Here is a 25,663-nt window from a genome sequence, read left to right as displayed (position 1 = left end):
CCTCCCGCCCTCTTTCCCGCCTTAAGGTGTTCCCATCCTTTCTGCCAGCCTTGGAGAGCAGACCTTGACTACCGACACTCATGACACCGCCCTGACCCCGAACAGCCCGGCGTTGCTGCGCAAGACAGATCTCATTCTGGCGCGCATCCACAGCCTGCTAGCGGATCAGGGCATCATCCCCAACGAGGTGCAGAAGCAAATGCTCGCCTCCCACGTCAAGGCCATGGTGTGGCGCTCCCACAGCGGTGAAGCCCTGCCCGAGGTCGACCTCGGCCTGTTCGAGGAGATCTCCCCCCTCTCCCTGCGCCTCGCCGAACAGGTGGTCGGCTGGCTGGACAGGCTGGCCTATGAAGAGGCCCACCTCTTGTCCGTCCATTTCGAAGTTGCCAAAGAAAATGAACTCAGCTCAGTCAAAGGAGAAATCTAAATGTCAGCCATCAAACTCGTGATTGGAGATCGTCTCGGCAAGGGTCAGAAAGTGGGAGCTGGGGCCGAAGCCGCCGGCGCCAGCGTGACCATCATCCCCGGCATGGCCGCCGACATGAAGCTCGGTGATGTGATGAACAAGGAGCAGGCGGATCTCGGCATCTCCTTCTGCGGCAGCGGCGGCGCAGGCGCCATCACGGCCCAGACCAAGTACGGCTACAAGTGCCGCTACGGCATGCGCTCCGTCGAGGAGGGGGTGACCGCCATCAACGAAGGCTGCGTGGTACTGGGCTTCGGCTTCATGGACAAGGAAGAGCTGGGCCAGAAGCTGGTCGAGGCCTTCGCCAAGAAACACGGACGCGCCTGATGAAAGAGGACTTCACCACCCAGGTCATGGTCAACGGCAAGGGGGCCACTCGCCAGCAGGCGTTTGCCGCCGCCCTCGGTCAGGTGCAATCCAGCCTGCTCAAGGACAACCCCAGGGTGATGCTGCGCATCGAGCCACTCGAGGTCAGGGTCATCAAGGCCGAGGAGTCGGTGCGGGTGGAGAAGTTCCTGTTCTTCTTCCTGCCGCGCCAGCGCCGCGAGTTCAGGGTCCAGCTGGAGATCAGGGTCAAGGTCAGCAGCCTGGATGTCGACAAGGTGGATTTCACCAGGGCGTAACCCCACAACCAAAAGGACATGTTGGATGTTTCTAATCATTTTGATGAAGTCACTCATCATCGGCGGCCTGGTGGGCGTCGGCGTGGGAGCCGGTGCGGCGCGGATGTTCCACGCCCCGACCGTACAGGGCATGGGTGCCTTCCGCACCCTGGGTGAGCTCAACTCCTGCGAAGGGGATCCCGCCTCCCACTTCTCGTTCGGTCTTGGCTTCTTCTTCAACGCCTGGGCCTCCACGGTCGCGGCGGGCGCCTTCACCCAGGACGTGGATCACCGCATCATCCCGCACTGGGCCACGGCGGCACTGCTGTTCAAGAACCGGGATCTCGCCACTACCTTGCACGACCCGAAGAAGATGGCCATCGCCGGCGGCATCATAGGTGCCATCGTCGTCGCCTTCCTCAACAGCACGGCGGCGGCCGTACCCGAGGCCCTGCAGGTCACTGCGGTCAAGGTGCTGGTGCCGGCGGCAAACCTGCTGGTCAACACCGTCATGCCGGTGATCTTCTGGCTGGCCGCCATAGAGGCGGGCAAGAAGTCCGGCTTCTGGGCCACCATCTTCGGCGGTCTGGCGCAGCTCATCATGGGCAACGCCGTCCCCGGCCTGGTGCTTGGCATCCTGATCGGCAAGGGAGTGGAAGAGAGCGGCTGGAACCACGTCACTCGCGTGATGATGAGCGCCATAGTGCTGCTGTTCGTGCTGAGCGGTTTCTTCCGCGGCTTCGACATGAAACTGATTGAGTCCTTCCACCTGGGCATTCCCCTGTGGCTGGAAAACGTCCATCACCTGCTTGGCAGTAAATAAGGGACCACCACATGGATGAGAAACTGAGAAACAACTTCTGGTACGCCGACTGGTCCTTCCCCATCTTCGTCGGCCTGCTGTCGGCCGGGGTCTTTGCCGGGACCCACATGTTCTACCTGTACGGGGTCGGCGCCTTCAACGAGGTGGCCTTCGTCGCCATGCTGAAAGCCGGGATGGACACAGGCGCCTACGGCGCGGTCGCGGCCTTCGGTGCCAGCTTCCTGTTTGCCCGCATCATAGAGGGCTCCCTGGTGGGGATCCTGGATATCGGCGGCGCCATCCAAACCGGCGTCGGCCTGGGGGTGCCCGCCCTGCTGCTGGGTGCCGGCATCGTCTACCCGGTGGAGAACTTCGGCGCCTCCCTGGTCACCGGCATGGCCATAGGGCTGGCCATCGGCTACGTGATCATCCTGGCGCGCAAGTTCACCATCAACCAGAGCAACTCCACCTATGGGGCGGACGTGATGATGGGGGCTGGCAACAGCTCGGGCCGCTTCCTCGGCCCCCTGATCATCCTCTCCGCCATGGGGGCCTCCATCCCCATAGGGCTGGGTTCCCTGGCGGGGGCGCTGCTGTTCTACATCTGGGAGAAGCCCATCACAGGCGGCGCTATCCTGGGTGCCATGCTGCTCGGTACCTTCTTCCCGGTTGCACTTGCATAACCATCCGCCGCCCTGCGGGGCGGCGCTCCAGAGGCCATCAGCATGTACGACATCATCATCAGAGCGGGACGCCAGGGAGATGGCCAGCTCATCGACATCGCCATCCAGGACGGCAAGATAGCAGCGCTAGGCGCGCTGCCAGAGACCGCCGAGGCGAAGCAAACCCTCACTCTGGCCGGGCAGGTTCATGTGAGCGCAGGCTGGATTGACGGCCACACCCACTGCTACCCCGCCTCCCCCATCTATCAGGATGAGCCGGACAAGGTGGGCGTCGAGTCCGGTGTCACCACCGTCATCGATGCGGGCAGCACGGGAGCCGACGATGTGGACGACTTCCAGCGCCTCGCCGCTGGCTGCAAGACCCGGGTCCACGCCCTGCTCAACATCTCCCGCATCGGCCTGCTGCGCCAGAACGAGCTGGCCGACAGCCGGGACCTCGATATGGATCTCGCCTCGGCGGCCATTCGCCGCCACCCCTCCTTCATCGTCGGCATCAAGGCCCGGATGAGCGGCAGCGTGGTGGGCGGGAACGGCCTGCAGCCCCTGCGCATGGCCAAGCAGATCCAGCGGGACAACGGCCAGCTGCCGCTCATGGTGCATGTGGGCAACACGCCGCCGGATCTCGACGAGATAGTCGCCCTGCTGGGAGATGGCGATCTGCTGACCCACTGCTTCAACGGCAAGCCCAACCGCATCCTGACCCCGGCGGGCGAACTGCGCCTGGCGGTGCGCGAGGCGATGAAGCGGGGGCTCTTGCTCGACATCGGCCACGGTGGCGCCAGCTTCAGCTTCGAGGTGGCGGAGGCCGCCATCCGGCAAGGGATACTGCCTCACACCATCAGCTCGGATATCTACTGCAAGAACCGCATCAAGGGCCCCGTCTACAGCCTGGCCCACGTGATGTCGAAGTTTCTCGCCATCGGCATGACCCTGGAGCAGGTGCTTGCCTGCGTCACCCACCAGGCCGCCGATGCCCTGCGCCTGCCCGGCAAGGGCCGGCTCGAGGTGGGCGCCGATGCCGATCTGACCCTGTTCGAGGTGAGCAGCGGCCCCACTCTCTTTACCGATACCGAAGCCGGTGCCCGCAGCGGCGACCGGCAACTGCACCCCCTCGCCGCCCTGGTCGGCGGTGACCTGGTTCTCACTCAATATGGACAATCCCACCATGCCTTCCGTGTATGAGAAATATCGGCTCAAACCCGTGATCAACGCCTCCGGGCGCATGACCATCCTCGGCGTCTCCACCCCTGAGCAGGAGGTGGTCGACGCGGTCAACTTCGGCCTGGGCCACTACTTCGAGGTCAAGGATCTGGTCAACAAGACAGGTGCCTACCTGGCCAATCTGCTCGGTGTGGAAGACGCCGTCGTGGTCTCCTGCGCCAGTGCCGGCATCGCCCAGTCGGTGGCCGCCATCATAGTGCGCGGCGATCCCTACCGGCTGGAGCAGTTGCATGCCCATGCCCATGCCGTGCCAAGCGAAATCGTGCTGCCCAAGGGTCACAACGTGAACTTCGGCGCGCCGGTCGGCACCATGGTCAATCTGGGGGGCGGCAAGGTGGTGGAAGCAGGCTATGCCAACGAGTGCTCCCCCGCCCAGCTGGCCGCCGCCATCAACCCCGATACCGCCGCCATCCTCTACATCAAGTCCCACCACTGCGTGCAGAAGAGCATTCTGTCGGTGGCCGAGGCGGCCGAGGTGGCTAGGGCCCACGGGCTCCCGCTCATCGTCGATGCGGCGGCGGAAGAGGATCTGCGCCTCTATTACAGCCAGGGTGCCGATCTGGTCATCTACAGCGGTGCCAAGGCCATCGAAGGGCCCACCAGCGGCCTGGTGCTCGGCAAGCGTCAGTATGTGGAGTGGGTCAAGCAGCAGGCCAACGGCATCGGCCGCGCCATGAAGGTGGGCAAGGAGGGGATCCTCGGCCTGACCCACGCCATAGAGCGCTACCTGGAGAAAGAGCAGGAGAGCGGCGCCGCCATGGCCGCCAAGATGGCGTCCTTCATCGAGCGCCTCAACCAGCTGCCCGGCGTCACCGCCCGGGTGGTGTGGGACAGCGCCGGGCGAGACATAGCCCGCACCGACATCGCCTTCGACCACGCTCAGATCGGCATGACCACGGTGCAACTGGTGGCCCGCCTGCAGCAGGGCAATCCGGCCATCTACTGCCGCGGCTACAAGGCCAACGAGGGGCACATCGAGATCGACGTGCGCAGCGTCAGCCCGGCCCAGCTCGACCAGATCCATGCCGCCATTGCCCACCTCGTTCAGGAGAATCGCTGATGTCCCTTGTTCCCAACTACTACCGTGATCGCGTCTGCCTCAATGTGCTGGCAGGGTCCAGACAGAATGCCGTCGACATCTATGAGGCGGCCGAGGGGCACGTGCTGGTCGGCGTGCTCTCGAAAAACTATCCGGATGTGCCCTCCGCCGTCGCCGACATGGGGGAGTACGCCAGGCTTATCGACAACGCCCTCTCCATCGGGCTTGGCGCTGGGGATCCCCGCCAGTCCGCCATGGTGGCCGAGCTGGCTCGCCAGCTGCAGCCCCAGCACGTCAACCAGGTGTTCACCGGAGTGGGCCCCAGCCGGGCACTGCTGGGCCAGCCTCACACCCTGGTCAACGGCCTTGTCTCTCCCACCGGCACGCCGGGGATGGTGAAGATCTCCACCGGCCCCCTGAGTAGCCAGCAGCCGGACGGGATTGTACCCATCGACACCGCCATCGCCCTGCTCAAGGACATGGGCGGCAGCTCGGTCAAGTTCTTCCCCATGGGAGGCCTGGCCTGCCGCGACGAGTATCGGGCGGTGGCCGAGGCCTGTGCCCGTCACGGCTTCTGGCTGGAGCCCACCGGCGGCATCGATCTCGACAACTTCGAGGAGATAGTGCGCATCGCGCTGGAGACCGGGGTCGAGAAGGTGATCCCCCACGTCTACAGCTCCATCATCGACAGCGAGAGCGGCCAGACCCGCCCCGAGGACGTGCGCACCCTGCTCGCCACTGTGAAGACGCTGCTGGCATAACGACACCCGCAGGCACCGGTCCGATCACTGGCCGGTGTCTGGCTTGTTGATGACCCCCTTGTTAACATCGACCCTTTATTTCGCAACAGGAGTCTTGCCTCACCCCATGATCAAGCTGCCCCACCCCAGGCTCCATCAACTGCTGACCCAGCTCCATGCCGAGCCGCTGCCTCAGGAGGAGCTGGCCCGTCGCCTCAATGTCTCCACCCGCACAGTGCGCACCGACGTGGCGACCCTCAACGAACTGATCGCCACCCAGGGCGCCCACCTGATCCACCAGCGCGGTACCGGCTATCAGCTCAAGATTTACAATCAGGGGCTGTTTGATGCGCTGCTGGCAGCACAGGAGCAGGAGAGCAGCCTGCCGCGCACCAGTCGCGAGCGGGTGCTGCATCTACAGATCCTGCTGCTGACGGCGGAGCAGGGGATCAAGCTCGATGAGCTGGCGGATACCTGGTATCTGAGCCGGGCGGCCCTGCAGGGAGACATGGCACAGGTGAGGGAGCGGCTCGCCCACTTCGGGCTCACCATAGAGAGCAAGCCACGGCTGGGCATGCGCATCCAGGGGAGCGAGACGGCGATCCGTGCCTGCCTGACCCAGCTGCTGTGCCAGGAGCTGCTGAACAACCAGCCGCTGCAGAGCCTGCTGCCCACCCTCTGCCCCAGCAAGACCCTGGAAGTGGTGGGCAACCATATTCACGATCAGCTCGGCCGCCATCAGTTGCGCCTCGCCGACGAGAGCCTGCAACAGCTCGCCATCTATTGTGCCGTCGCCCTGCTGCGTCAGGCGGCGGGCCACGAACTGCGCGAGTTTGCCAGCGACGACATCACCCAGACCCTGGCCGCGGTGGCCCGCGACATCTATGGCGAGCTACCGACCCTGACTCCGCCTGGGGAGGAGGAGATCGCCTGCCTCGCCATCCAGATCCAGGCCCGCCTCACTGCCGATACTCCCCAGCTCAGCCCGGCCATGGCTGCCGAGAGCGAGCAACTGGTGGAACACTTGTTGACCTACATCCACCAGCACTACCCCTATGATCTGCGCGCCGACCCGCAGTTGCGGGCCGACCTGCAGACCCACATCAGCGCCATGCTGCTGCGGGTCAAATACCAGATAGGCAGCCACAACCCGCTGGCGGACCACATCAAGCAGTACTATCCCCTCGCCTACGACATCACGCTGGCCGCCATCTCGGAGTGGATAAGGCAGACCCCCTACCGGCTGACCCATCACGAGATCGGCTATCTGGTGATCCATATCGGGGTCGGCCTGGAGCGCCACCATGACATCGGCTACACCCGTCGTCCCCAGGCCATGCTCCTGTGCGATGCGGGCAACGCCACCTTCCGGGTACTGGAGGCGCGCATCCGGCGGGAGTACCCCCAGCTGCAGCTGACTAGCCTGGAGTCGGTACGGGATTACGAGGGACTGGCGCACATCGAGCAGGACTTTGTCATCAGCACCGTCAAGGTGAGCGAGAAGAACGCCCCCGTGGTGCAGGTCGCCCCCTTCCCGACCCAATACCAGCTGGAGCAGCTCGGCAAGCTGGTGCTGATCGACCGCACCCGCCCCTACCTGCTGGACAAGTACTTCGATGCCGACCACTTCATGGTGGTCACAGAGCCGCTCAGCCAGGCGCAGCTGTTTGGCCGCATCTGTGACCAGCTGGAGTCCGAGCAGCTGGTAGAGCCGGGCTTCAGGGGGTCGTTGCACGAGCGGGAGCGCATCGTCTCCACCATGCTGGGAGAGGGCATAGCCCTGCCCCACTCCCTCGGCCTGCTGGCCCGCCGCACCCTGGTCTATACAGTGCTGGCCCCTCAGGGGATCGACTGGGGCAATGGCGAGACCGCCACCCTCGTCTTCGTGCTCGCCATCAGCAAGGCGGACTACGAGGAGGCGATGGGGCTCTACGACCTGTTCCTGGCGCTGATGAACGAAAAAGCCAGCAGGAATCTGCTGGCTTGTCGGGACTTTTACGACTTCAAGGCGCTGGCGCGCGCCGGCTCATGACGGCGGAGGAGGGGTCGCTCACTCCTCGTTGAAACCCGAGGTGAACAGCGCCACCACGGCGGCCAGGGCCTCCACCTCTTCCGGGCCTTCCACCTGCACCTCCACCTGCTTGCCCTGGGCGGAGTCCAGCATCAGCAGGCCGATCACGCTGTCCGCATCGGCCTCGATGCCGTCCTCGTTGCGCAGCAGTACATGGGCATCGAACCCCTGCACCAGCTCGAACAGCATCATGGCCGGTCTGGCATGGATTCCCAGCTTGTTTTTGACTTCTACCGAGGCGGAAACTGTCATCTGAACATCCTGTGGGTCTGTCAGGCTTGGGTGGAGCGCTTGTCCAGCGTGCGGTGACGGATCTGCACGTTCTTGCCAAGCAGTCGGAAGGTGCTGGCCAGCCGCTCGGCGATGAACACCGAACGATGCTGTCCGCCGGTACAACCTATGCCGACGGTCACATAGCTGCGATTGTTGCGCTCCAGGTGGGGCAACCAGGTCACCAGCATGTTCTCTATCTGCTGGATGAACAGCATCACGTCCGCCTGGGCCGAGAGGTAGTTGGCCACGGGCTCATCCTGACCGGTAAACGGCTTGAGCTCCGGGATCCAGTGGGGGTTGGGCAGGAAACGGGCATCGAACACGAAGTCCGCATCCTTGGGGATGCCGTATTTGAAGCCGAACGACTCGAACACCAGCACCAGCTCGTTCTCTTTCTTGCCGAGCACCCGGGTCTTGATGAGCTCGCTGAGGTCATGAATGCTGAGGTTGGTGGTATCGATGCGCAGATCGGCGGTCGAGGAGAGGGGCGCCAGCAGGTGGGTCTCTTCCCGGATCGCCTCATCCAGCGACAGCTGCTTGCGGGACAGGGGGTGCAGCCGGCGGCTCTCGCCATAGCGCTTGAGCAGGGTCCCGTTGTCTGCATCGAAGAAGAAGCTGGAAAACTCCACCCGCCCTTCGTTGCGCACCTGGGTCAGCAGGTTGTCCAGCTTGTCTGGCTGGGTCGGCAGGTTGCGCACGTCTATGCTGACCGCCAGCTTGTCATACTGGCTCTCCACCGAGACGATCAGCTGGGGCAGCAGGTTGACCGGCAGGTTATCCACGCAGTAGTAACCCAGATCCTCCAGCACCCTCAGGGCTACCGTCTTGCCGGAGCCCGAACGACCGCTTACCACTATTAACTGCATCTTGTCCCCTCACGCCAACGTGGCGGTGTCAGACCCGGCATCAGGCCGAGGTCATGATCTGATAGAGTTCTTCGTCGCTGGTCGCCTGGCGCAACTGGCGGCAGACGGCCTTGTCACCCAGCTTGGATGCCATCAGGGAAAGGGTCTTGAGATGCTGCTTGCACTCGCTTTCCGGCACCAGCAATGCAAAGAGCAGGTCAACCGGTTGATTGTCGATAGAATCGAAAGGGATGGGTTCGGAGAAGGTCATCAGCACGGCGGTCGGCGCAAAGGCGTCGTCGATCCGGCCATGGGGAATGGCGATACCGGCACCGATCCCGGTACTGCCCATCTTTTCCCGCGCCAGCAGGCTTTCGAACAGCACCTGGCGGGAGGCGCCGAGGCGCTCTGCGGCCAGCTCACTGATGATCTCGAGGGCGCGTTTCTTGCTGGTACAAGGGACCGCACTCTTGGTGCAGTCCCGACTCAGTATGTGTTCAAGTTGCATAGTTATTTTTGATTTAACTTATCTTTGTGCTTGATGATCTGCCGATCCAGTTTATCCAGCAGGGTATCAATCGCCGCATACATGTCGGCATGCTGCGAATTGGCGAACACCTCTCCCCCGCTGACGTGCAGCTTGGCTTCGGCGATCTGGTTCAGTTTTTCGACGCTCAACACCACATGTACGTTGTTGATATGGTCAAAGTGACGCTCGAGTTTGGCAAATTTGTTATTCACATAATCACGCAGAGCTTCGGTAATCTCGACATGGTGTCCGGTCAGGTTAATTTGCATAACGTCTTCCTTTTGTTTGCCTAAACCAGGCGTTTGCGCTGATTGGATGGCGGGATCAACAAGGATTCACGGTACTTTGCGATCGTGCGTCTCGCCACCATAATACCCTGTTCGGCCAGCAAATCCGCGATCTTGCTATCACTAAGCGGTTTGGCCGGGTTTTCGGCCGTCACCAGCTTCTTGATCAGGGCGCGAATTGCGGTCGATGAGCACTCTCCTCCTCCCTCCGTGTTGACATGACTGGAGAAAAAAAACTTCAGTTCAAAGATGCCACGGGGCGTATGCATGTACTTCTGGGTCGTCACCCGTGAAATCGTCGACTCGTGCATCTCCACCGCCTCGGCGATGTCGTTGAGTACCATGGGCTTCATGGCCTCTTCACCGTATTCGAAGAAGCCCTGCTGCTGCTCGACGATGCAGCTGGCCACCTTGAGCAGGGTGTCGTTGCGACTCTCCAGACTCTTGATGAACCACTTGGCCTCCTGCAAATGGGAGCGAATGAACTGGGTATCCGTGCTGCTGCGGGCATTGCGTGCCATGGCCGCATAGGCCTCGTTGACACGGATGCGCGGCGCCGAATCCGGGTTGAGCTCAACCACCCACTTCGTCCCTTTCTTGACCACGGAGACGTCCGGGATCACGTATTGCGACTCGCTCTGGATGATGCCATTGCCGGGTCTGGGCTCCAGTTGCTGGATGAGATCCAGCACCTCCTTGAGATCGCTCTCCTTGAGCCGGGTCTTGCGCGCTAGGGTGCGGTAGTCGCGGTTGCCGAGCAGGTCCATGTGCTCGCGGATCACCTCCCTTGCCTCATTGAGCCAGGGCAGATCCGGCGAGTACTGACCAAGCTGGATCAGCAGACACTCCTGCACCGAGCGCGCGGCTATGCCGACCGGATCGAAATGCTGCACCCGCTTGAGCACGGCTTCCACTTCATCCAGTTCAACTTCTACCTCTTCACTGCTGACTGCAGCCTGAATATCTTCGAGAGAGGCGGTCAGGTAGCCGGACTCGTCGATGGCGTCGATGATGGCGAGGGCGATGGCGGCATCCAGATCGCTGAACGGCGTCAGTCGCATCTGCCACAGCAGATAGTCCTGCAGGTTCTCGGTGGTTTCCCCCTGATAGACGCTGTCTTCCCCGTCATGGATGGGGCCGGCGCTCTGGGCAGTCCCGGCGGAGTAGACCTCATCCCAGGTGGTGTCCACCGGCAGTTCATCCGGCATGCTGTCCTGCGCCATGGCGTCGCTGGAGTCGAGTTGACTGGCGTCCTGGGGCTCTATCGGGCTGGTTTCCTGCGCCTCATTCTCCTCCTGCTCCAGCAAGGGGTTATTATCGAGCGCTTGCTGAATTTCCTGCTGGAGTTCCAGGGTGGAGAGCTGGAGCAGACGAATCGCTTGTTGTAATTGTGGCGTCATGGTCAGGGACTGACCGAGACGCAACTGTAATGTCGGCTTCATCTACGTCGGGATATCCTTATGTTCAGCGAGGCAGTCACCTAACAAAAATGAGGGGTGCCCCCTTACTATAGACTGAATTGATCGCCCAAATAGACGCGCTTGACCTGCTCATCGGCGAGGATGTCGGCCGGAGCGCCCTCGGCAATCATCTTGCCGTGGCTGACGATGTAGGCCTTCTCGCACACATCCAGCGTCTCTCTGACGTTGTGGTCCGTGATCAGTACGCCCAGCCCTCTTTCCTTCAGATGCTGGATGATCTTCTTGATGTCTATGACCGAAATGGGATCAACACCTGCAAAGGGTTCATCCAACAGGATGAATCGCGGCTCTGCCGCCAGCGCCCGGGCAATCTCGACCCGGCGTCGCTCCCCGCCAGACAGGCTCTGACCCAGGCTGTCGCGAATATGGGTGATGTTGAACTCTTCCAGCAACTGCTCGACCTTATCCTCACGCTCCTCGCGGCTCAACCCCTTGCGGGTCTGCATGACCCCCATCAGGTTGTCGAACACCGACAGGCGCCGGAAGATGGAGGCCTCCTGGGGCAGGTAGCCGATGCCATTGCGGGCGCGGATATGCATGGGCTGCAGGCTGATGTCCTGCTCGTCGATGGTGATGAGACCCGCATCCCGCTGCACCAGGCCCACGATCATGTAGAAGGAGGTGGTCTTGCCGGCACCATTCGGGCCGAGCAGCCCCACTATCTGGCCGGTGCCCACTTCCAGGCTCACGTCGCTGACCACCATGCGGCGCTTGTAGCTCTTCTGCAAACCCGTTGCTTTTAACACTGCCATGGCTTCTGTTTCCTACTTCTTCTGATCGGCGGGTTTGTCGAAGTTTTCTACCTGATCCGGCAGGAACACCGTTTTGACGCGCTGGGTGGGCCCCTTGCTCTCGGCGATCATCTTCTGTTTGACGATGTCGTAGCGGATGAGGTCGCCGGTGACCTGGCTGTCTTCCTGCTTGAGCTGACCGTTGCCCGTGATGGTGACCAGGCGGTTCTTCAGCTCGTAGCGAATGCTGTTGCCGTGGGCATTGACCGGCTTGCCATTGTCCAGGATCTGGAAGAAGGTGGCGGGATTGCCATAGGCGGTCATCACCTCTGCGCCCTTGTCGCCGGAGCGGATCACCACCACCTTGTCGGCCTTAATCTTGATGGTGCCCTGGGTGATGATCACGTCTTCGCTGAAGGTGATGCGGTTGTCCTGCATCTCGGCCACTTGCTTGACCGCATCCACATAGACCTTCTCGGCAAAGTCGGACTCTTTGGCGCTCACTGTACTGCACAGCAGCAGGGCCGCGAGGGCCAGATTAACGTTTTTCATTGAAATAAGTGGCATGGCCTTTATCCAGTAATTCGAAATATTTACGATCCAGATGGCCCTTCAGGCCAACGCCCTCGGTCTGGAATTCCTGACCCACTATGCTGATGTGCTGGTTGCTTCTCACGTCCTGGGTCACCAGATCCAGCTCCAGATAGGGGGTGTCCAGCGTGGAGATGAAAGACGCCGGCAGCAGGCCGTCCAGATGGACCTTGTCACGCAGGATCACGTTGTCATCTGTGTTGAGCACCCCGGTTTCGGCCGTGACCTTCCACTCGGCCTCCCCCTGCTCATCGAACATGTAGACCACCGGTTTGTCGAAGGTGGCCTGCTCGAGGATCTGGTAATACTCCGCATATTCGGACTCCAACCGCTCGGTCCGCTTGCCCTGCTCGTTGAAGCGGGTGGTGACCAGGTTCTTGGCGGTGAAGTCCGGTTGATAGTTCTCTACCTTGGCAGCCGGTTCGGGCGCCAGCTCGATCTCGCCGAGCTGCCAGGCGGCCAGCGCCGCCAGAAACAGCAGGCCGAACAGAAACGTCTGCTTGTTCATACCGAAGCCTCGGGTTGGTAGTCGCCCAGGCCCTGCGCCTGCAGGATGAGATCGCACACCTCGCGCACCGCGCCCACTCCGCCCCCGAGGCGGGTCACCAGATCGGCACGAGCCAGCACCAGCGGGTGGGCATCCGCCACCGCAATGCCGAGGCCGCAGGCCTGCATCACCGGCAGATCTATGGTGTCGTCCCCCATATAGGCGGCCTGCTCCGGTGTCAGGCCCAGCTTGGTCAGCAGCGCCTCGAAGTGGGGCAGCTTCTGATCCGCCCCCTGCACCAGGTGCCGCACCCCCAGGCCCCTCATCCGATCGCTGACGATACGGGAGTTGCGCCCTGTGATGATGGCGATCTCGATGCCGGCGTTGAGCAGGGCACGCATGCCAGCACCGTCGCGGGTGCAGAAGGTTTTCAGCTCTTCCCCCTGGTTGCCCATATAGATGAAGCCATTGGAGAGCACCCCATCCACGTCACACACCAGCAGGCGGATCTGCGCCGCCTTCTCGTACTGGCTGCGCGTCACCGGACCATAGAGGGTCGGTACGTCTTGCATCAAATCACCCCGGCTCTCAGCAGGTCGTGCATGTTGAAGGCGCCAAGTGGTCGCCGTTCCTCATCCACCACCAGCAATCCGTTAATCTTTCTGGTTTCCATCAGTTTGACGGCCTCGGCCGCCATCATCTCAGGCCCTACGGTAACACAGTTGGCCGTCATTACGCGGCTGATCGGGGTGTGGTGAATGTCCACCTGCAGATCCAGGATCCGGCGCAGGTCACCGTCGGTGAACAGACCGGCCAGCAGCCCCTGCCCATCCACCACAGCCGTCATGCCGAGCCCCTTGCGGCTCACTTCCAGCAGCGCCTGGCTGATGGTGGCATCTATCCCCACCCGGGGCAACAGCTCGCCACTGTGCATCAGATCGCCGACCCGCAGCAGCAGCCGCTTGCCCAGCGATCCGCCCGGGTGCGAGAGCGCGAAGTCATCGGCGGTGAAACCGCGAGCTTCCAGCAGGGCCACGGCCAGGGCGTCCCCCATCACCAGGGTCGCCGTGGTGCTTGAGGTCGGGGCCAGACCCAGCGGGCAGGCCTCTTTCTCCACCTTGATGCACAGGTGCACATTGGCCTCTTTCGCCATGGTGGAAGCCGGGTTGCCTGTCATGCAGATGAGCGGAATGCCGCGGCGCTTGAGCACCGGCAGCAGGGCCAGGATCTCGTCACTCTCGCCTGAGTTGGAGATGGCGATGATGAGGTCCCCGGCGGAGATCATCCCCAGATCCCCGTGGCTGGCTTCGCCAGGGTGGAGGAAGAAGGCGGGCGTCCCGGTGCTGGCCAGGGTAGCGGCAATCTTGTTGCCGACATGGCCCGACTTGCCCATGCCGGTGACCACTATCTTGCCGGCGCAGCGCAGCACCATCTCGCAGGCGCGCTCGAAGGTTTCGTCGAGGTACTGGTAGAGTCCATCGATGGCTTGTTTTTCTATGTCCAGCACCGCACGGGCACTGCGACGGAAATCGAACAATTCAGACACTTTTTCAGGCTTTACAGACATAAAGGCACAGCTCCGGGCCGAAATTTGCTGCGGGATTATAAAAAAGTCTGCCGAGATAAGCGAATCGGATGCGGGACGCTCTGCCGCTGATGCAAGTTGTTACATAAAACTGTCGCGTATTTGGGGGGCAAAGCCGCTCAATAGTTGTTCCTTGCTGTTGCTTAGACCTAGACTAGCCCATAAAATTCGCTCTTCATTTATACCGGATGGACAATTGTTTGAACGATGACCTGATCACCATCTCCGACCTGACCTTCAGTCACGGAGATAGGTTGCTGTACGACAGGATCAACCTGACCATTCCCCGTGGCAAGGTCACCGCCGTCATGGGCCCCAGCGGCATCGGCAAGACCACCTTGCTGCGCCTGATCGGTGGCCAGCTCAAGCCTGAGTCCGGTCATATTCTGTTTGACGGGGAAGATATCCCCACCCTCTCCCGCGGCCGCCTGTATGAGGTGCGCAAGCGGATGAGCATGCTGTTTCAGAGCGGCGCCCTGTTCACCGGCATGACGGTGTTCGACAACGTGGCCTTCCCGCTGCGGGAACACTCGGGTCTGCCGGAAGAGCTGATCCACACCATCGTCATGATGAAGCTGCAGGCGGTGGGTCTGCGTGGTGCCGCCCGCCTGATGCCCTCCGAGCTCTCCGGCGGCATGGCCCGTCGTGCTGCCCTGGCCAGATCCATCGCGCTGGATCCGGATCTCATCATGTATGACGAGCCCTTCGTCGGCCAGGATCCCATCACCATGGCGGTGCTGGTCAAGCTCATCAAGGAACTCAACGATGCCCTCGGCATCACCTCCGTCATCGTCACCCACGATGTGAAGGAGGTGCTGAGCATCGCCGACTACGCCTACATCATCGCCAACCGCAGGGTGGTGGCGCAGGGCACGCCGGAGCAACTGCGCGAGGAGCACAATCCCGAGGTCGAGCAGTTCCTCAAGGGATTGCCCGATGGTCCTGTTCCGTTTCATTTTCCGGCAGGCGATCTGCTACAGGATCTGTGATGTTGATAAGTCAGATAAGCAAGCTGGGGCGGAGCGGGGTGCGGTTCATCAGCGCCGTCGGCCGCGCCACCATCATGCTGTTTCACGCGCTGGCGGGCAAACCCGAGCCCCGCAAGCACTTCCCCCTGCTGGTACAGCAGCTCTATGTAGTGGGAGTACAATCGGTCGCCATCATACTGGTGTCCGGCCTCTTCATCGGCATGGTGCTCTCCTTGCAGGGTTACAACGTACTGAAGGACTTCGGCGCCGAGCAGAGTCTGGGGCCCCTGGTCTCCCTCTCCCTGCTGCGGGAGCTGGGCCCCGTGGTTACCGCCCTGCTGTTTGCCGGTCGTGCGGGTTCGGCTCTCACCGCCGAGATCGGCCTGATGAAGGCCACCGAGCAGCTCTCCAGCCTGGAGATGATGGCGGTGGATCCCCTGCGCCGGGTAGTGGCGCCCCGCTTCTGGGCTGGGGCCATCAGCATGCCGCTGCTGGCCTTCATGTTCAGCCTGATCGGCATCTTCGGCGGCAAACTGGTCGGGGTCGACTGGCTGGGGGTGGATGAGGGCAGCTTCTGGTCTGCCATGCAGGCCTCCGTCGACTGGCAGGACGACATCATGCAAGGGGCCATCAAGAGTGTGATATTCGCCCTGGTGGTGACCTGGATCGCGCTCTTCAATGGCTATGATGCCAAGCCGACCTCGGCCGGGATCAGTCAGGCGACGACCCGTACCGTGGTCCACTCATCCCTGGCCGTGCTCGGTCTGGATTTTATACTCACCGCAGTCATGTTTGGATAAGGGAAAGATGAAGTTCAGCAAAGTAGAATTCCTGGTCGGTGCCTTCATGCTGGCTGGCATCGCAGCCATTCTGGCGTTGGCACTGCAAGTGGCGGGATTGAGTTTCAAACCGGAAGGAGAAACCTATACCCTGCGCGCCCATTTCGATAATATCGGCGGCCTGAAAGTACGCTCGCCGGTCAAGGTCGGCGGCGTCGTCGTCGGTCGAGTCAGTGACATCACGCTGGATGCCAAGAGCCAGGTGCCCATCGTCTCCCTGCAGATGCAGAAGAGTGCCGGTGAGTTCTCCGAAACCAGCACCCTCTCCATCCTGACCTCGGGTCTGCTGGGCGAGCAGTATGTCGGCCTGGCTCCGGGTTTCACCGATGAAGAGATGGGCACCAGCATGCTCAAGGATGGCGACATGATAGAAGACACCAAGTCCGCCATCGTGCTGGAAGACCTGATTGGCAAGTTCCTGTACAGCCAGTCTTCCCCGGCCACCGATACGCCAGCAACCAAGGAGTAACCATGTTCAAGAAGATCGCCCTGCTGCTGGGTCTGATGACCAGCATGCTGTTTTCCGTCTCCGCCCTGGCGGCGGTCAATGCCTCCGATCCCTATGCCCTGGTGGATCAGGCTGCCCAGCAGACCTTCGCCCGCCTGAAGGCGGACAAGTCCCAGGTCAAGAGCAACCCGGATCACCTGAGGGTGATCATCCGCGAAGAGCTGCTGCCCTATGTGGACAACCGCTTCGCCGCCTACAAGGTGCTCGGCAACCAGATCAAGGAGACCACCCCGGCCCAGCGTGATGCCTTCGTCCAGGTGTTCACCGAGTACATGGTGAGCTCCTACGCCGATGCCCTGGCCCATTTCGACAAGCAGACCGTCAAGGTCCAGCCTGGCAAGGCGCCCGGTGACAGCAACATCACCGCCGTCAACGTCAGCGTGAAAGAGGCCGGCAAGCCGGACATCTTCCTCGAGTTCAAGCTGCGCAAGAACAACAAGACCGGTGAATGGAAGGCCTTCGACATGGTTGCCGAGGGGATCAGCCTGCTCTCTGCCAAGCAGAGCGAGCTGGGTGGCCTCATTCGCCAGAACGGCATAGATGCGGTGATCGCCCAGTTGCGCGAGCATAATGCCAAGCCGCTGGTGCTCAAGTCATGACACTCCAGGGGGAGCTGCAGGCGCCGCAGGTCAACGCCCTGTGGCAACGGCGATCCGAGTGGTGGCAAGATGACGCGCTCGATATGAGCGGGGTCACCACCCTGGATTCCGCCGGCCTGGCCCTGCTGGTCAAGTGGGCCAAAGCCACCCTGACACGGGGAGGCACGCCGCAACTGGTGGGCGCCTCCACTGATTTCTATACCCTGGCCAACCTTTACGGGGTGGCCAGTCTGTTTCAACCCACCCCGCCCAACACCGAGGACGCATAATGCAAGTCTCTGAAATTGAAGCGATACTCCTTGAGGCTTTGCCATTGTCCGAAGTCCATGTCAAAGGCGACGGCAGTCACTATCAGGTGATTGCGGTCGGCGACATGTTTGACGGCATGAGCCGGGTCAAGAAGCAGCAGGCCATCTATGCCCCGCTGATGGACAAGATCGCCAGCAACGCCATCCACGCCCTCTCCATCAAGGCCTTTACCGATGCCGAATGGAAGCGCGAACGTAAATTTCTACTGCCCTCCTGATTTGGTATCTAAGTAAATGGACAAATTCAAGATCACCGGCCCCTGCACCCTCTCCGGTGAAGTGACCATCTCCGGCGCCAAAAACGCCGCCCTGCCGATCCTGTTCGCCACCCTGCTGTGCGACGAGGAGATCCAGCTCTCGAATGTGCCGCGTCTCAAAGACGTGGGTACCACCCTCAAGCTGCTGGAGATGCTGGGTGCCAGCACCAAGGTCAACGGCAACGTGACCGTGCTGACCGGCGCCGTGAACAACCACGTCGCCCCCTACGAGCTGGTGAAGACCATGCGCGCCTCCATACTGGCGCTGGGCCCGCTGGCCGCCCGTTTTGGCGCGGCTGACGTCTCCCTGCCCGGCGGCTGCGCCATCGGTGCCCGTCCGGTCAACCTGCATGTCCACGGCCTCGAGCTGATGGGCGCCAAGATCGCCATCGAAGATGGCTACATCAAGGCCCGTGTCGACGGTCGCCTCAAGGGTGCCCACATCCTGATGGACATGATCTCCGTCACCGGCACCGAGAACCTGATGATGGCCGCTACCCTGGCCGACGGTCGCACCGTGATCGAGAACGCCGCCCGCGAGCCGGAAGTGGTCGATCTCGCCAACTTCCTCAACGCCCTGGGCGCCAGGATCCTGGGTGCGGGTACCGACACCCTGACCATCGACGGGGTCGAGCGTCTGCACGGCGGCAGCTACAGCGTCCAGCCGGATCGCATCGAGACCGGTACCTTCCTGGTGGGCGCCGCCGTCACCGGTGGCAAGATCACCTGCCGCAAGACGGACCCTTCCCTGCTGGAAGCCGTACTGGTCAAGCTGGAAGAGGCCGGTGCGCTCATCGAGAAGGGGGAAGACTGGATCTCCCTCGACATGACGGGCCGTACCCTCAAGCCGGTCACCATCAAGACCGCCCCCTACCCGGCCTTCCCGACCGACATGCAGGCACAGTTCACCGTGCTGAACGCGGTGGCCAAGGGTACCGGCATGGTCACCGAGACCATCTTCGAGAACCGCTTCATGCACGTGCCCGAGCTGGTACGTATGGGCGCGGACATCGAACTGCAAGGCAACGTGGCCATCTGCCGCGACACCGAGCAACTCAAGGGTGCCCAGGTGATGGCAACCGATCTGCGCGCCTCCGCCAGCCTGGTCCTCGCCGGCTTCGTGGCCGAAGGCACCACCATGGTCGAGCGCATCTATCACATCGACCGTGGCTATGAAGACATCGAGCACAAGCTGCAGGGTCTGGGCGGCTGCATAGAGCGCATCAAGGAGTGATCGTCACTCCCTGCCGATGAGCAATAAAAAGGCCCCCTCGCCAGGCGAGGGGGCCTTTTCCATTTCCGTGGTCTGGCGATTCAGTGCCCCGCCAGCTTCATCTGCTCGACCAGCACAGAGCCCGTCTTGAGGCTGGATCGCTCGTCCTCGTCGTTCCCCACCGCCACCAGGGTGCTGAACATGTCGGCCAGGTTGCCGGCTATGGTGATCTCCTCAACCGGATAGAGGATCTCGCCATTCTCCACCCAGAAACCGGCGGCGCCGCGGGAGTAGTCACCATTGACGATGTTGACCCCCTGCCCCATCAGCTCGGTCACCAACAGGCCTGTGCCCATCTCCTTGAGCATGCCCTGGAAGTCCTGGCCGGTATTGGAGACCTGCCAGTTATGGATGCCACCGGCGTGGCCCGTGGTGGTCAGCCCCAGCTTGCGGGCCGAGTAGGAGGTGAGCAGCCAGCTCATCAGCTCGCCATTGCGCACTATGTCCATGTCGCGGGTACGCACCCCTTCGCCGTCGAAGGGGGTACTGGCGAGCCCCCCCAGCAGGTGGGGAAACTCCTGGATGCTGAGCCACTCGGGCAGGATCTGCTTGCCCAGCTTGTCCAGCAGGAAGCTCGACTTGCGATAGAGGTTGCCGCCGCTGATGGCCATCACCAGATGACCCCACAGGCCCGCGGCGGTGTCGGGATGAAACAGCACGGGGGCGTGGCGGGTGCTGATCTTGCGGGCCCCCAGACGGGAGACGGTGCGCTCCACCGCCTCGTCGGCGATGCGCTGCGGGGTCCAGAGGCCGGAGAGGGCGCGGCTGGAGGAGTAGCCATAGTCCCGCTGCATGTCGCCATCCTGCTCGCCGATCAGCACGCAGCTCAGGGAGTTGCGCGACGCCGCGTAGCCTTTGACGAAGCCATGGCTGTTGCCATAGACCTTGACCCCCAGATGGCTTGAAAAGCTGGCGCCATCGGAGTGCTTGATGCGGGCATCGCGCCCCAGGGCCAACCGCTCGCACTCGATGGCCAGCTCGATGCCACGCTGGGGATCCAGTTCGATGGAGTGACAGAGTTGCAGATCCGGGGCATCCCAGGCCAGCAGTTCGGCATCCGCCAGGCCGGCATACTCATCGGGGGAGGTGTGGCGGGCAATCTCCATGGCCGCTTCGACGGCGGCGCGAATGGCAGGCTTGCCGAGATCCGTGGTCGAGGAGGATCCCTTGCAGCCATTGCGATAGACGGCGATGCCGAGCGCTCCATCCTTGTTGAACTCGATGCTTTCCAGCTCACAGCCCCGGGTATTCACCGACAGCCCTGTCTGCTTGCTGATGGAAACTTCCGCAAGCCCGGCGCCCAGCCCTCTGGCTATCTCCAGGGCCTCGGCGACCACCGCCTCGAGATGGGCTTGATCCTGGCGAATTTGATCTTGCTGGTCCATAACTCACATCTGTATGAAGGAAGGAAAGGGGCTAAGCATATCAGACCCCTGCGCCCAGCGGGAGAAGCTGGTAACATATCCCCCAACGCGAATGACAGGAATCAGAGACCGATGAGTCAGTATCAAGACGACAACGAATTGGACGATTGGGGTCCCAGCAAGAGCCAGCTCAAGCGCGACGCCGAGGCACTGCAGAAACTGGGAGCCGAGATAGTCTCCCTGAGCCACAGCGAGCTGGAACGGATCCCGCTGGATGAAGAGCTGGCCGAAGCCGTCGAGCTGGGCCGCAAGCTCAAGCCCAAGAAGGACGAGTCCTTCCGCCGCCACCTGCAGTTCATCGGCCGCCTGATGCGCAGCCGGGATATAGAGCAGATCGAGGAAGCCCTCTCCATCATCAAGATGCGTCACTCCACCGTGAATGCCCGCCTGCACCGGCTGGAGCAGTGGCGTGAGCGCCTGATCACCGAGGGTGACAGCGCCCTCAACGAGCTGATGTCCCAGTTCCACGAGCTGGATCGCCAGAAGCTGCGCCAGCTGATCCGCACCGCCAACAAGGAGCGGGAGCTGAACAAGCCGCCGGTGGCCTATCGCGAGATGTACCAGTACCTGCGCGGCGAGATAGAAGATCTGCTGTGAGTCACAATGTCGGCGCGGGACACCTGCCGCCGACAGAAACAAAAACGGGGCCAAACTGGCCCCGTTTTTTTATGCGCCGTCAGCTGCCCGGCAAGCACTGGGTGTGTGTGCCCGGTTGCAGATAGGGTACCAGCAAGGGCGCCATCCCCTTGAGGACCTGTACCGGCAGTGCCGAGGTGAAGCGGAACTTGTCGGACTGGCTGCCGGGCACATAGGCCGTCAGGGTACCGAAGTGATCATCCCCTATGTAAAAGACAAAGGTCGCGGTCCGGTTGCGCGCCAGCGAGCTGGTGACATTGCCGTAGCGGCCGACCGTCTCGATCCTGTTGTCCCCCGTCCCCGTCTTGCCCCCCAACGACAGCACAGTGCCATCCTGCAAGGCAAAGGCACCGGCGATGCGCCGCGCCGTACCGCCTTCCACCACCTTGGAGAGGGCATTGCGCAGAGCATTGGCCACCTCGACCGGCATCACCCGAACACCCTGGGTGTTGGCCGGCTCGAACGCGGTGGCGAAGGGGGTGTCCTTGGCGAAGGAGAGATGCTCGATCCGCAGGGTCGGTGCCCGCATGCCGCCGTTCTGGATGATCCCCATCAACTCGGCCAAAGCGGCGGGTCTGTCTCCCGAGCTGCCAAGAGCGGTCGCCAGGGAGGGAACCAGGTGATCAAACGGATAGCCCAGGCGTGCCCAGCGCTGATGGATGTCGAGGAAGGCCTCGACCTCCAGCATGGTGCGGATCCGGCTATCCCGGGCGCTGCGATGGCGGGTCTTGAACAGCCAGCTGTAGACCTCCTGACGCTCATCCCGGCTGGCCGCGACCGCATCGGCGAAGGTGGCCTTGTCAAACTCCCTGAGATAGGAGAGCAGCCACAGCTCCAGCGGGTGGACGCGGGCGATATAGCCCTGATCCGGCAGTGAATACTTGCCAGGACCATAGCTGGTGTAGAGCTGCTCGACTCGCTTGTCGCTCAGCTTGTCCCGCGGCAGGCGCTTCGCCAGGAAGGCGGCAAAGTCGGCCTGTGACGCTTCCGGCATCAGGTAGCGATGCACGGCCGCGAGGCGCACTGCGCTGGGCTTGAGGCCGTCGAGGAAAGTATCGAGCTGCTCATCCGTGGTCTTGCCGCGATATTTGCGCCAGAAGCGCAGCAGATAGGTCTGGCCCTCCTTGTCGGCAAACTTGGCCAGATACTCGGTACGACGGGGATCCTTGTCATCCTTGAGCAACTGGGCGCGGTTGCCTTCCTTGTAGAGGCTGTAGCGCACTATGTCCCGCATCAGCCGCACGAAGGGCAGGTTGATGGATTCGCGCAAGGCGTCGCGGATAGGCGGAATTCGGCCATTGTCTTCCTTGCGGAAGTTGTTGAAGGTGTGCATGCCGCCGCCGGTGAAGAAGCCCTCATAGGGGCTGGCGGAGTATTTGCGATCCAGCGCCGCCTCCAGCATCACGGGCAGGCTCTTGTCCTTGGCACTCATCAGGTAGGCGATGGCCCAACGGCTGATGTTGTCCTGATCGGAGACCTCTATCTTGCGCAGGCTCTCGGCCGGCATGTTCCCGTAGCTGTCATGCAGCTCGGTCACTATCTCCAGATAGGTGGTCAACACCCGCAGCTTGGCGGTCGAGCCCAGCTCCAGCTTGCTGCCCTCATTGATGTCGAACGGCTGATCCGTGTTGTCGGTCTGCACCCGCACCTTGACCCCTTCCGGCGTCTTCTCGAACAGGGTGAAGCTGTATTTCACGTCCCCCGTCTTCTCCGGCGAGAGCAGGCGCTCACCAAACAGTCCCACCTGGGCGGCGAATGTGGGGTCCGCCAACTGCTGCAGATAACGGGAGACGTCATTTTGCAGTGGCATGTTGAGGGTCGTATCCGCCGTCAGATCCATGCGGTCCAGATCATAGAGCTGAACCCCGAGCTGGCGACTGAGGCGGGTGCGCGCGACCTGCAACCCCTTGTTGTTATTGACCCGGGTGATCGCCGGCGCCTGCAGGAAGTCGCGGAACGCAAGCTTGGCCTTGAGTGCCGACTCCATCAAGGGCGGCGTGATCATGCCCTCCTGCACGAACAGACGCAGGTAGCTGTCCGTCAGGGTCGACAGCGCCTCCCGCCCCTGGGCCAGATAGTAGGAGGGGCGACGGTGGGCAATCATCAGGGAGACCACCTGGCGCAGCGCCAGCCCCTGCTCGGCCAGGGTGGCGTCCTGATTGCGCGCGGGATCCAGCAGGCGATTCACCTCGTCCACATCGGCACCGAACCAGACCCAGAGACCATCCCCCAGGCCGTGCACCTCGCCATAACCAGGAGCCGCCGAGAGCGGCACCGAGTTGAGATAGGCCCAGGCCACCAGTTTGCGGGCTTCCAGGGTCTCTGGCCCCAATCGATAGGCCCGCACGCTGGCCGAGGCCATCTGGCGGATCTTCTCGGTGGGGGACAGGGTCAGACCATCAGGGGAGTGACGATACTTCTCCACCTGGGTCGCCAGCGTACTGCCCCCGGCGGATTGATCCTGCATGTCCAGCGCCTTGCCCACCTGGGACAGCGCCGCCTTGGCGAAACGGGGCCAGTCTACCGCCGGGTTGGCCAGCGGCTGCTCATTGCTCAGCAGCTCCCGGTTCTCGATAAACAGCAGCGACTGTATGACCAGAGGGGGAATGGAGTTGAAATCAGGGTAGTAGTGGGTCGGGTACTTGTATTGATAGAAAGGCTCGGCACGGCAGTCGTGCAGCGTCAGCCCCGCCTGCACCTTCTCGGTATAGGGGACGAAGAAACCATGGCTGGCGTAGTTGTAAAGCGCATCGGAAAAACGCACCTGCTCGCTCACCTGATAGCCGCGCTGGATGAGGCGCTCCTGGATCATCGGCATCAGCACATAACCGAGCCGCTTGTCGAAGGGGCCATCTTCCGGGAAGGTGATCTGCTTGCTGGGACCGGGTTCCAGCTCATACGTCAGCTTGGCGGCATAACGGGAGATCTCCTGCGACTGCAATCGGGAGGTCTTCATTTCATAACCGACCAGGGCGATCACGGCAGCCAGGCAGAGCAAAAAGATGAAACAGAACAACCAGCGCCACCAGGGGCGACGCTTGCGCTGATATTGCCCGTCCGCATGCGGTACGGATGAATCCTGAGATGCCACTTTGTTCGAATCCGTCTGTTTTGATGCGCCCATATAAGCCCCACCATGGTTGCGCAATTTATTGTCTTTCAATCAAGCTTAGTCGTTTCAAGTCAAGGGCTTGAAAACTATTGACCGCTTTGCAGCGATGTTAACAGGGCGATTGTAAAAATGGGAGCCGATTGTTGCAGTGCGGCAAGAGATCCGAGCTGCCGAATGGAAATGAAACACCGGCTGGAAGCCGGTGTTCTGGAATGGCGGTGTGAGCTTACTTGCTGGTACTCATGCCCTTGAGCTTGGTGCTCAGCTCCTTGCGCTCCTTGGAAAGCTCGGCATTCTTGATGATGTGATCATCAACACGCTCTTCGTAATCGGTGCGCATGTTGGCGATGATGGCCTGCACCTCGTCGATGCTCATGCCGGGCTTGATATAGTCGCTCAGGTTGTCGAGCAGCAGCACCCGCTTCTGGTTGTCACGGATCTTCTTCTCGTTGTCCGCGATTTCACGCTTGAGCTTGTTCTGACGACGGGACATACGCACATATTCCAACACATCGCTGAAAGTAGACTTGTTTACTTGTTCCATATCGGTACCACTGACTGAAGGTGAATGAAAACGGGTGGGGTGCTCTCATACCAGATGGAGAAGCAAAGGCATGGTATGGGCAAACCCGGAATGCCCTTTACTCTACCGAGTTATGATGCAGATACAACCCCAATTGCAGGCCCGACGCCGGCTTTCGGCAGGATAGCGACGCGTGAGGAATCAAATGGAAAACTGGTGAGAGTGCAGAGCCAGGCGCGGCGGCAGACGAAGCCTTCGGTGCCGGAGCTCATGAGCACCAACAACTGACGAAACGGGTGAACGCAAGGAACAAGCAGACGCGAACTCGGCAGGCAATGGCTGGTTTTGGGGAAACGTCAGGCAATAAAAAACCCCGCTCAGTGAGCGGGGTTTCTTGTATTGGGTGCCTGGCAGTGTCCTACTCTCGCATGGCGAATGCCACACTACCATCGGCGCTACCGCGTTTCACTTCTGAGTTCGGCATGGGATCAGGTGGTTCCACGGCGCTATGGCCGCCAGGCAAATTCTTCAATCTCGGAAAGCTGACGTGAGTAATGATGTTGCGCTTGGCTTGTCACTATCACTGAATTTGAGTAGTTCATGCACTTGCTACAAGGCCCAGAACACTTCTTGGGTGTTGTATGGTTAAGCCTCACGGGTAATTAGTACGGGTTAGCTCAATGCATCGCTGCACTTACACACCCCGCCTATCAACGTTGTGGTCTCCAACGGCCCTTTAGGACCCTCAAGGGGTCAGGGATGACTCATCTCAGGGCTCGCTTC

30 protein-coding genes and 2 rRNA genes are annotated in these 25,663 nt (G+C 61.6%); 17 read left to right on the top strand and 15 right to left on the bottom strand.

Annotation, left to right across the window (positions count from 1 at the left end; translation table 11 throughout):
• Nucleotides 1-64 precede the first annotated feature (64 nt).
• From HB860_RS00160 to HB860_RS00120, 9 genes are all read left to right on the top strand, one after another.
• Entirely contained in the window at nucleotides 65-427 is a 363-nt protein-coding gene (locus HB860_RS00160) for a transcriptional regulator (protein WP_139438892.1), read from the top strand.
• Nucleotides 428-793 carry an SFCGS family glycine-rich protein gene (locus tag HB860_RS00155; RefSeq protein ID WP_202047355.1) on the top strand — a complete coding sequence of 122 codons (366 nt, stop codon included), beginning with the start codon at nucleotides 428-430 and terminating at the stop codon, nucleotides 791-793.
• Nucleotides 793-1,089, top strand: a complete 297-nt coding sequence (locus tag HB860_RS00150) for a DUF4312 family protein (RefSeq protein WP_139438896.1) — start codon at nucleotides 793-795, stop codon at nucleotides 1,087-1,089. Before HB860_RS00155 ends, HB860_RS00150 begins: the two co-directional genes overlap by 1 nt.
• 25 nt (nucleotides 1,090-1,114) lie before the next feature.
• Nucleotides 1,115-1,891: a DUF4311 domain-containing protein gene (locus HB860_RS00145; protein ID WP_139438898.1), complete on the top strand. Its 777-nt coding sequence runs from the start codon at nucleotides 1,115-1,117 to the stop codon at nucleotides 1,889-1,891.
• A gap of 11 nt (nucleotides 1,892-1,902) precedes the next feature.
• Complete coding sequence (locus tag HB860_RS00140) at nucleotides 1,903-2,553, top strand: DUF4310 family protein (RefSeq protein WP_025328524.1); 651 nt, start codon at nucleotides 1,903-1,905, stop codon at nucleotides 2,551-2,553.
• A gap of 42 nt (nucleotides 2,554-2,595) precedes the next feature.
• Nucleotides 2,596-3,735 (top strand): amidohydrolase/deacetylase family metallohydrolase, encoded by a 1,140-nt coding sequence (locus HB860_RS00135; protein ID WP_247625378.1) that lies wholly within the window; start codon nucleotides 2,596-2,598, stop codon nucleotides 3,733-3,735.
• Nucleotides 3,719-4,834, top strand: coding sequence for a DgaE family pyridoxal phosphate-dependent ammonia lyase (locus tag HB860_RS00130; protein WP_247625377.1), 1,116 nt, complete (start codon nucleotides 3,719-3,721; stop codon nucleotides 4,832-4,834). Before HB860_RS00135 ends, HB860_RS00130 begins: the two co-directional genes overlap by 17 nt.
• Nucleotides 4,834-5,574 (top strand): 2-dehydro-3-deoxy-phosphogluconate aldolase, encoded by a 741-nt coding sequence (gene dagF / locus HB860_RS00125; RefSeq protein ID WP_247625376.1) that lies wholly within the window; start codon nucleotides 4,834-4,836, stop codon nucleotides 5,572-5,574. The genes HB860_RS00130 and dagF overlap by 1 nt, the downstream gene beginning before the upstream one ends.
• 106 nt (nucleotides 5,575-5,680) lie before the next feature.
• A complete protein-coding gene (locus HB860_RS00120) occupies nucleotides 5,681-7,585 on the top strand; it encodes a BglG family transcription antiterminator (protein ID WP_247625375.1) in 1,905 nt (634 codons plus the stop codon).
• An 18-nt stretch (nucleotides 7,586-7,603) separates the two neighbouring features.
• Here HB860_RS00120 and npr read toward each other — a convergent pair whose 3' ends face one another.
• The 10 genes from npr to HB860_RS00070 form a co-directional block, all read right to left on the bottom strand.
• A complete protein-coding gene (npr, locus tag HB860_RS00115; RefSeq protein ID WP_005331359.1) occupies nucleotides 7,604-7,876 on the bottom strand; it encodes a PTS phosphocarrier protein NPr in 273 nt (90 codons plus the stop codon).
• 20 nt (nucleotides 7,877-7,896) lie between these two features.
• Complete coding sequence (gene rapZ / locus HB860_RS00110; RefSeq protein WP_139438909.1) at nucleotides 7,897-8,763, bottom strand: RNase adapter RapZ; 867 nt, start codon at nucleotides 8,761-8,763, stop codon at nucleotides 7,897-7,899.
• A gap of 40 nt (nucleotides 8,764-8,803) precedes the next feature.
• Nucleotides 8,804-9,250: a PTS IIA-like nitrogen regulatory protein PtsN gene (ptsN, locus tag HB860_RS00105; RefSeq protein WP_010675870.1), complete on the bottom strand. Its 447-nt coding sequence runs from the start codon at nucleotides 9,248-9,250 to the stop codon at nucleotides 8,804-8,806.
• 2 nt (nucleotides 9,251-9,252) lie between these two features.
• Nucleotides 9,253-9,540, bottom strand: coding sequence for a ribosome hibernation promoting factor (hpf, locus tag HB860_RS00100; protein ID WP_005305957.1), 288 nt, complete (start codon nucleotides 9,538-9,540; stop codon nucleotides 9,253-9,255).
• A gap of 20 nt (nucleotides 9,541-9,560) precedes the next feature.
• Nucleotides 9,561-11,000: an RNA polymerase factor sigma-54 gene (locus HB860_RS00095; RefSeq protein ID WP_139438911.1), complete on the bottom strand. Its 1,440-nt coding sequence runs from the start codon at nucleotides 10,998-11,000 to the stop codon at nucleotides 9,561-9,563.
• 65 nt (nucleotides 11,001-11,065) lie between these two features.
• Nucleotides 11,066-11,791: an LPS export ABC transporter ATP-binding protein gene (lptB, locus tag HB860_RS00090; RefSeq protein ID WP_010675872.1), complete on the bottom strand. Its 726-nt coding sequence runs from the start codon at nucleotides 11,789-11,791 to the stop codon at nucleotides 11,066-11,068.
• Between the two features lie 12 nt (nucleotides 11,792-11,803).
• Complete coding sequence (gene lptA, locus HB860_RS00085; protein WP_025328531.1) at nucleotides 11,804-12,322, bottom strand: lipopolysaccharide transport periplasmic protein LptA; 519 nt, start codon at nucleotides 12,320-12,322, stop codon at nucleotides 11,804-11,806.
• A complete protein-coding gene (gene lptC, locus HB860_RS00080; RefSeq protein WP_139438913.1) occupies nucleotides 12,309-12,869 on the bottom strand; it encodes an LPS export ABC transporter periplasmic protein LptC in 561 nt (186 codons plus the stop codon). The genes lptA and lptC overlap by 14 nt, the downstream gene beginning before the upstream one ends.
• Entirely contained in the window at nucleotides 12,866-13,420 is a 555-nt protein-coding gene (gene kdsC, locus HB860_RS00075; RefSeq protein WP_247625374.1) for a 3-deoxy-manno-octulosonate-8-phosphatase KdsC, read from the bottom strand. Before kdsC ends, lptC begins: the two co-directional genes overlap by 4 nt.
• The gene (locus tag HB860_RS00070; RefSeq protein ID WP_139438917.1) at nucleotides 13,420-14,415 is read right to left on the bottom strand and encodes a KpsF/GutQ family sugar-phosphate isomerase; all 996 of its coding nucleotides are present in this window, start codon (nucleotides 14,413-14,415) and stop codon (nucleotides 13,420-13,422) included. Before HB860_RS00070 ends, kdsC begins: the two co-directional genes overlap by 1 nt.
• A gap of 206 nt (nucleotides 14,416-14,621) precedes the next feature.
• On the opposite strand from HB860_RS00070, the gene mlaF reads away from it, so the two are divergent.
• The 7 genes from mlaF to murA are packed head-to-tail and all read left to right on the top strand — an operon-like array spanning nucleotide 14,622 to nucleotide 19,146.
• Nucleotides 14,622-15,422 carry a phospholipid ABC transporter ATP-binding protein MlaF gene (mlaF, locus tag HB860_RS00065; RefSeq protein ID WP_139438919.1) on the top strand — a complete coding sequence of 267 codons (801 nt, stop codon included), beginning with the start codon at nucleotides 14,622-14,624 and terminating at the stop codon, nucleotides 15,420-15,422.
• Nucleotides 15,422-16,201 carry a lipid asymmetry maintenance ABC transporter permease subunit MlaE gene (mlaE, locus tag HB860_RS00060; protein ID WP_139438920.1) on the top strand — a complete coding sequence of 260 codons (780 nt, stop codon included), beginning with the start codon at nucleotides 15,422-15,424 and terminating at the stop codon, nucleotides 16,199-16,201. Before mlaF ends, mlaE begins: the two co-directional genes overlap by 1 nt.
• 7 nt (nucleotides 16,202-16,208) lie before the next feature.
• Nucleotides 16,209-16,709, top strand: a complete 501-nt coding sequence (gene mlaD / locus HB860_RS00055) for an outer membrane lipid asymmetry maintenance protein MlaD (protein WP_106885624.1) — start codon at nucleotides 16,209-16,211, stop codon at nucleotides 16,707-16,709.
• 2 nt (nucleotides 16,710-16,711) lie between these two features.
• The gene (gene mlaC, locus HB860_RS00050; protein WP_139438925.1) at nucleotides 16,712-17,347 is read left to right on the top strand and encodes a phospholipid-binding protein MlaC; all 636 of its coding nucleotides are present in this window, start codon (nucleotides 16,712-16,714) and stop codon (nucleotides 17,345-17,347) included.
• Complete coding sequence (locus HB860_RS00045) at nucleotides 17,344-17,616, top strand: STAS domain-containing protein (protein WP_139438927.1); 273 nt, start codon at nucleotides 17,344-17,346, stop codon at nucleotides 17,614-17,616. The genes mlaC and HB860_RS00045 overlap by 4 nt, the downstream gene beginning before the upstream one ends.
• Nucleotides 17,616-17,873, top strand: coding sequence for a BolA family iron metabolism protein IbaG (gene ibaG, locus HB860_RS00040; protein WP_005306001.1), 258 nt, complete (start codon nucleotides 17,616-17,618; stop codon nucleotides 17,871-17,873). Before HB860_RS00045 ends, ibaG begins: the two co-directional genes overlap by 1 nt.
• 16 nt (nucleotides 17,874-17,889) lie before the next feature.
• Nucleotides 17,890-19,146 carry a UDP-N-acetylglucosamine 1-carboxyvinyltransferase gene (gene murA / locus HB860_RS00035; protein ID WP_247625373.1) on the top strand — a complete coding sequence of 419 codons (1,257 nt, stop codon included), beginning with the start codon at nucleotides 17,890-17,892 and terminating at the stop codon, nucleotides 19,144-19,146.
• An 80-nt stretch (nucleotides 19,147-19,226) separates the two neighbouring features.
• On the opposite strand, the gene pmbA is transcribed toward murA, so the two are convergent.
• A complete protein-coding gene (gene pmbA / locus HB860_RS00030; RefSeq protein WP_247625372.1) occupies nucleotides 19,227-20,570 on the bottom strand; it encodes a metalloprotease PmbA in 1,344 nt (447 codons plus the stop codon).
• A gap of 111 nt (nucleotides 20,571-20,681) precedes the next feature.
• On the opposite strand from pmbA, the gene yjgA reads away from it, so the two are divergent.
• A complete protein-coding gene (yjgA, locus tag HB860_RS00025; RefSeq protein ID WP_025328542.1) occupies nucleotides 20,682-21,206 on the top strand; it encodes a ribosome biogenesis factor YjgA in 525 nt (174 codons plus the stop codon).
• Between the two features lie 79 nt (nucleotides 21,207-21,285).
• On the opposite strand, the gene HB860_RS00020 is transcribed toward yjgA, so the two are convergent.
• The 4 genes from HB860_RS00020 to HB860_RS00005 form a co-directional block, all read right to left on the bottom strand.
• The gene (locus HB860_RS00020) at nucleotides 21,286-24,369 is read right to left on the bottom strand and encodes a transglycosylase domain-containing protein (RefSeq protein WP_247625371.1); all 3,084 of its coding nucleotides are present in this window, start codon (nucleotides 24,367-24,369) and stop codon (nucleotides 21,286-21,288) included.
• 214 nt (nucleotides 24,370-24,583) lie between these two features.
• Nucleotides 24,584-24,901 carry a PTS system regulator TmaR gene (gene tmaR, locus HB860_RS00015; protein ID WP_025328544.1) on the bottom strand — a complete coding sequence of 106 codons (318 nt, stop codon included), beginning with the start codon at nucleotides 24,899-24,901 and terminating at the stop codon, nucleotides 24,584-24,586.
• Between the two features lie 384 nt (nucleotides 24,902-25,285).
• Nucleotides 25,286-25,400, bottom strand: a 5S ribosomal RNA gene (gene rrf / locus HB860_RS00010).
• A 121-nt stretch (nucleotides 25,401-25,521) separates the two neighbouring features.
• Nucleotides 25,522-25,663: ribosomal RNA gene (locus HB860_RS00005) — 23S ribosomal RNA — on the bottom strand; the annotation flags it as partial.

This window comes from Aeromonas genomosp. paramedia, from assembly GCF_023093515.1.
Lineage (GTDB): Bacteria > Pseudomonadota > Gammaproteobacteria > Enterobacterales > Aeromonadaceae > Aeromonas.
The sequence above is the reverse complement of the archived record's forward strand: the minus strand, read 5'-3'. Positions and strand labels throughout refer to the sequence as shown.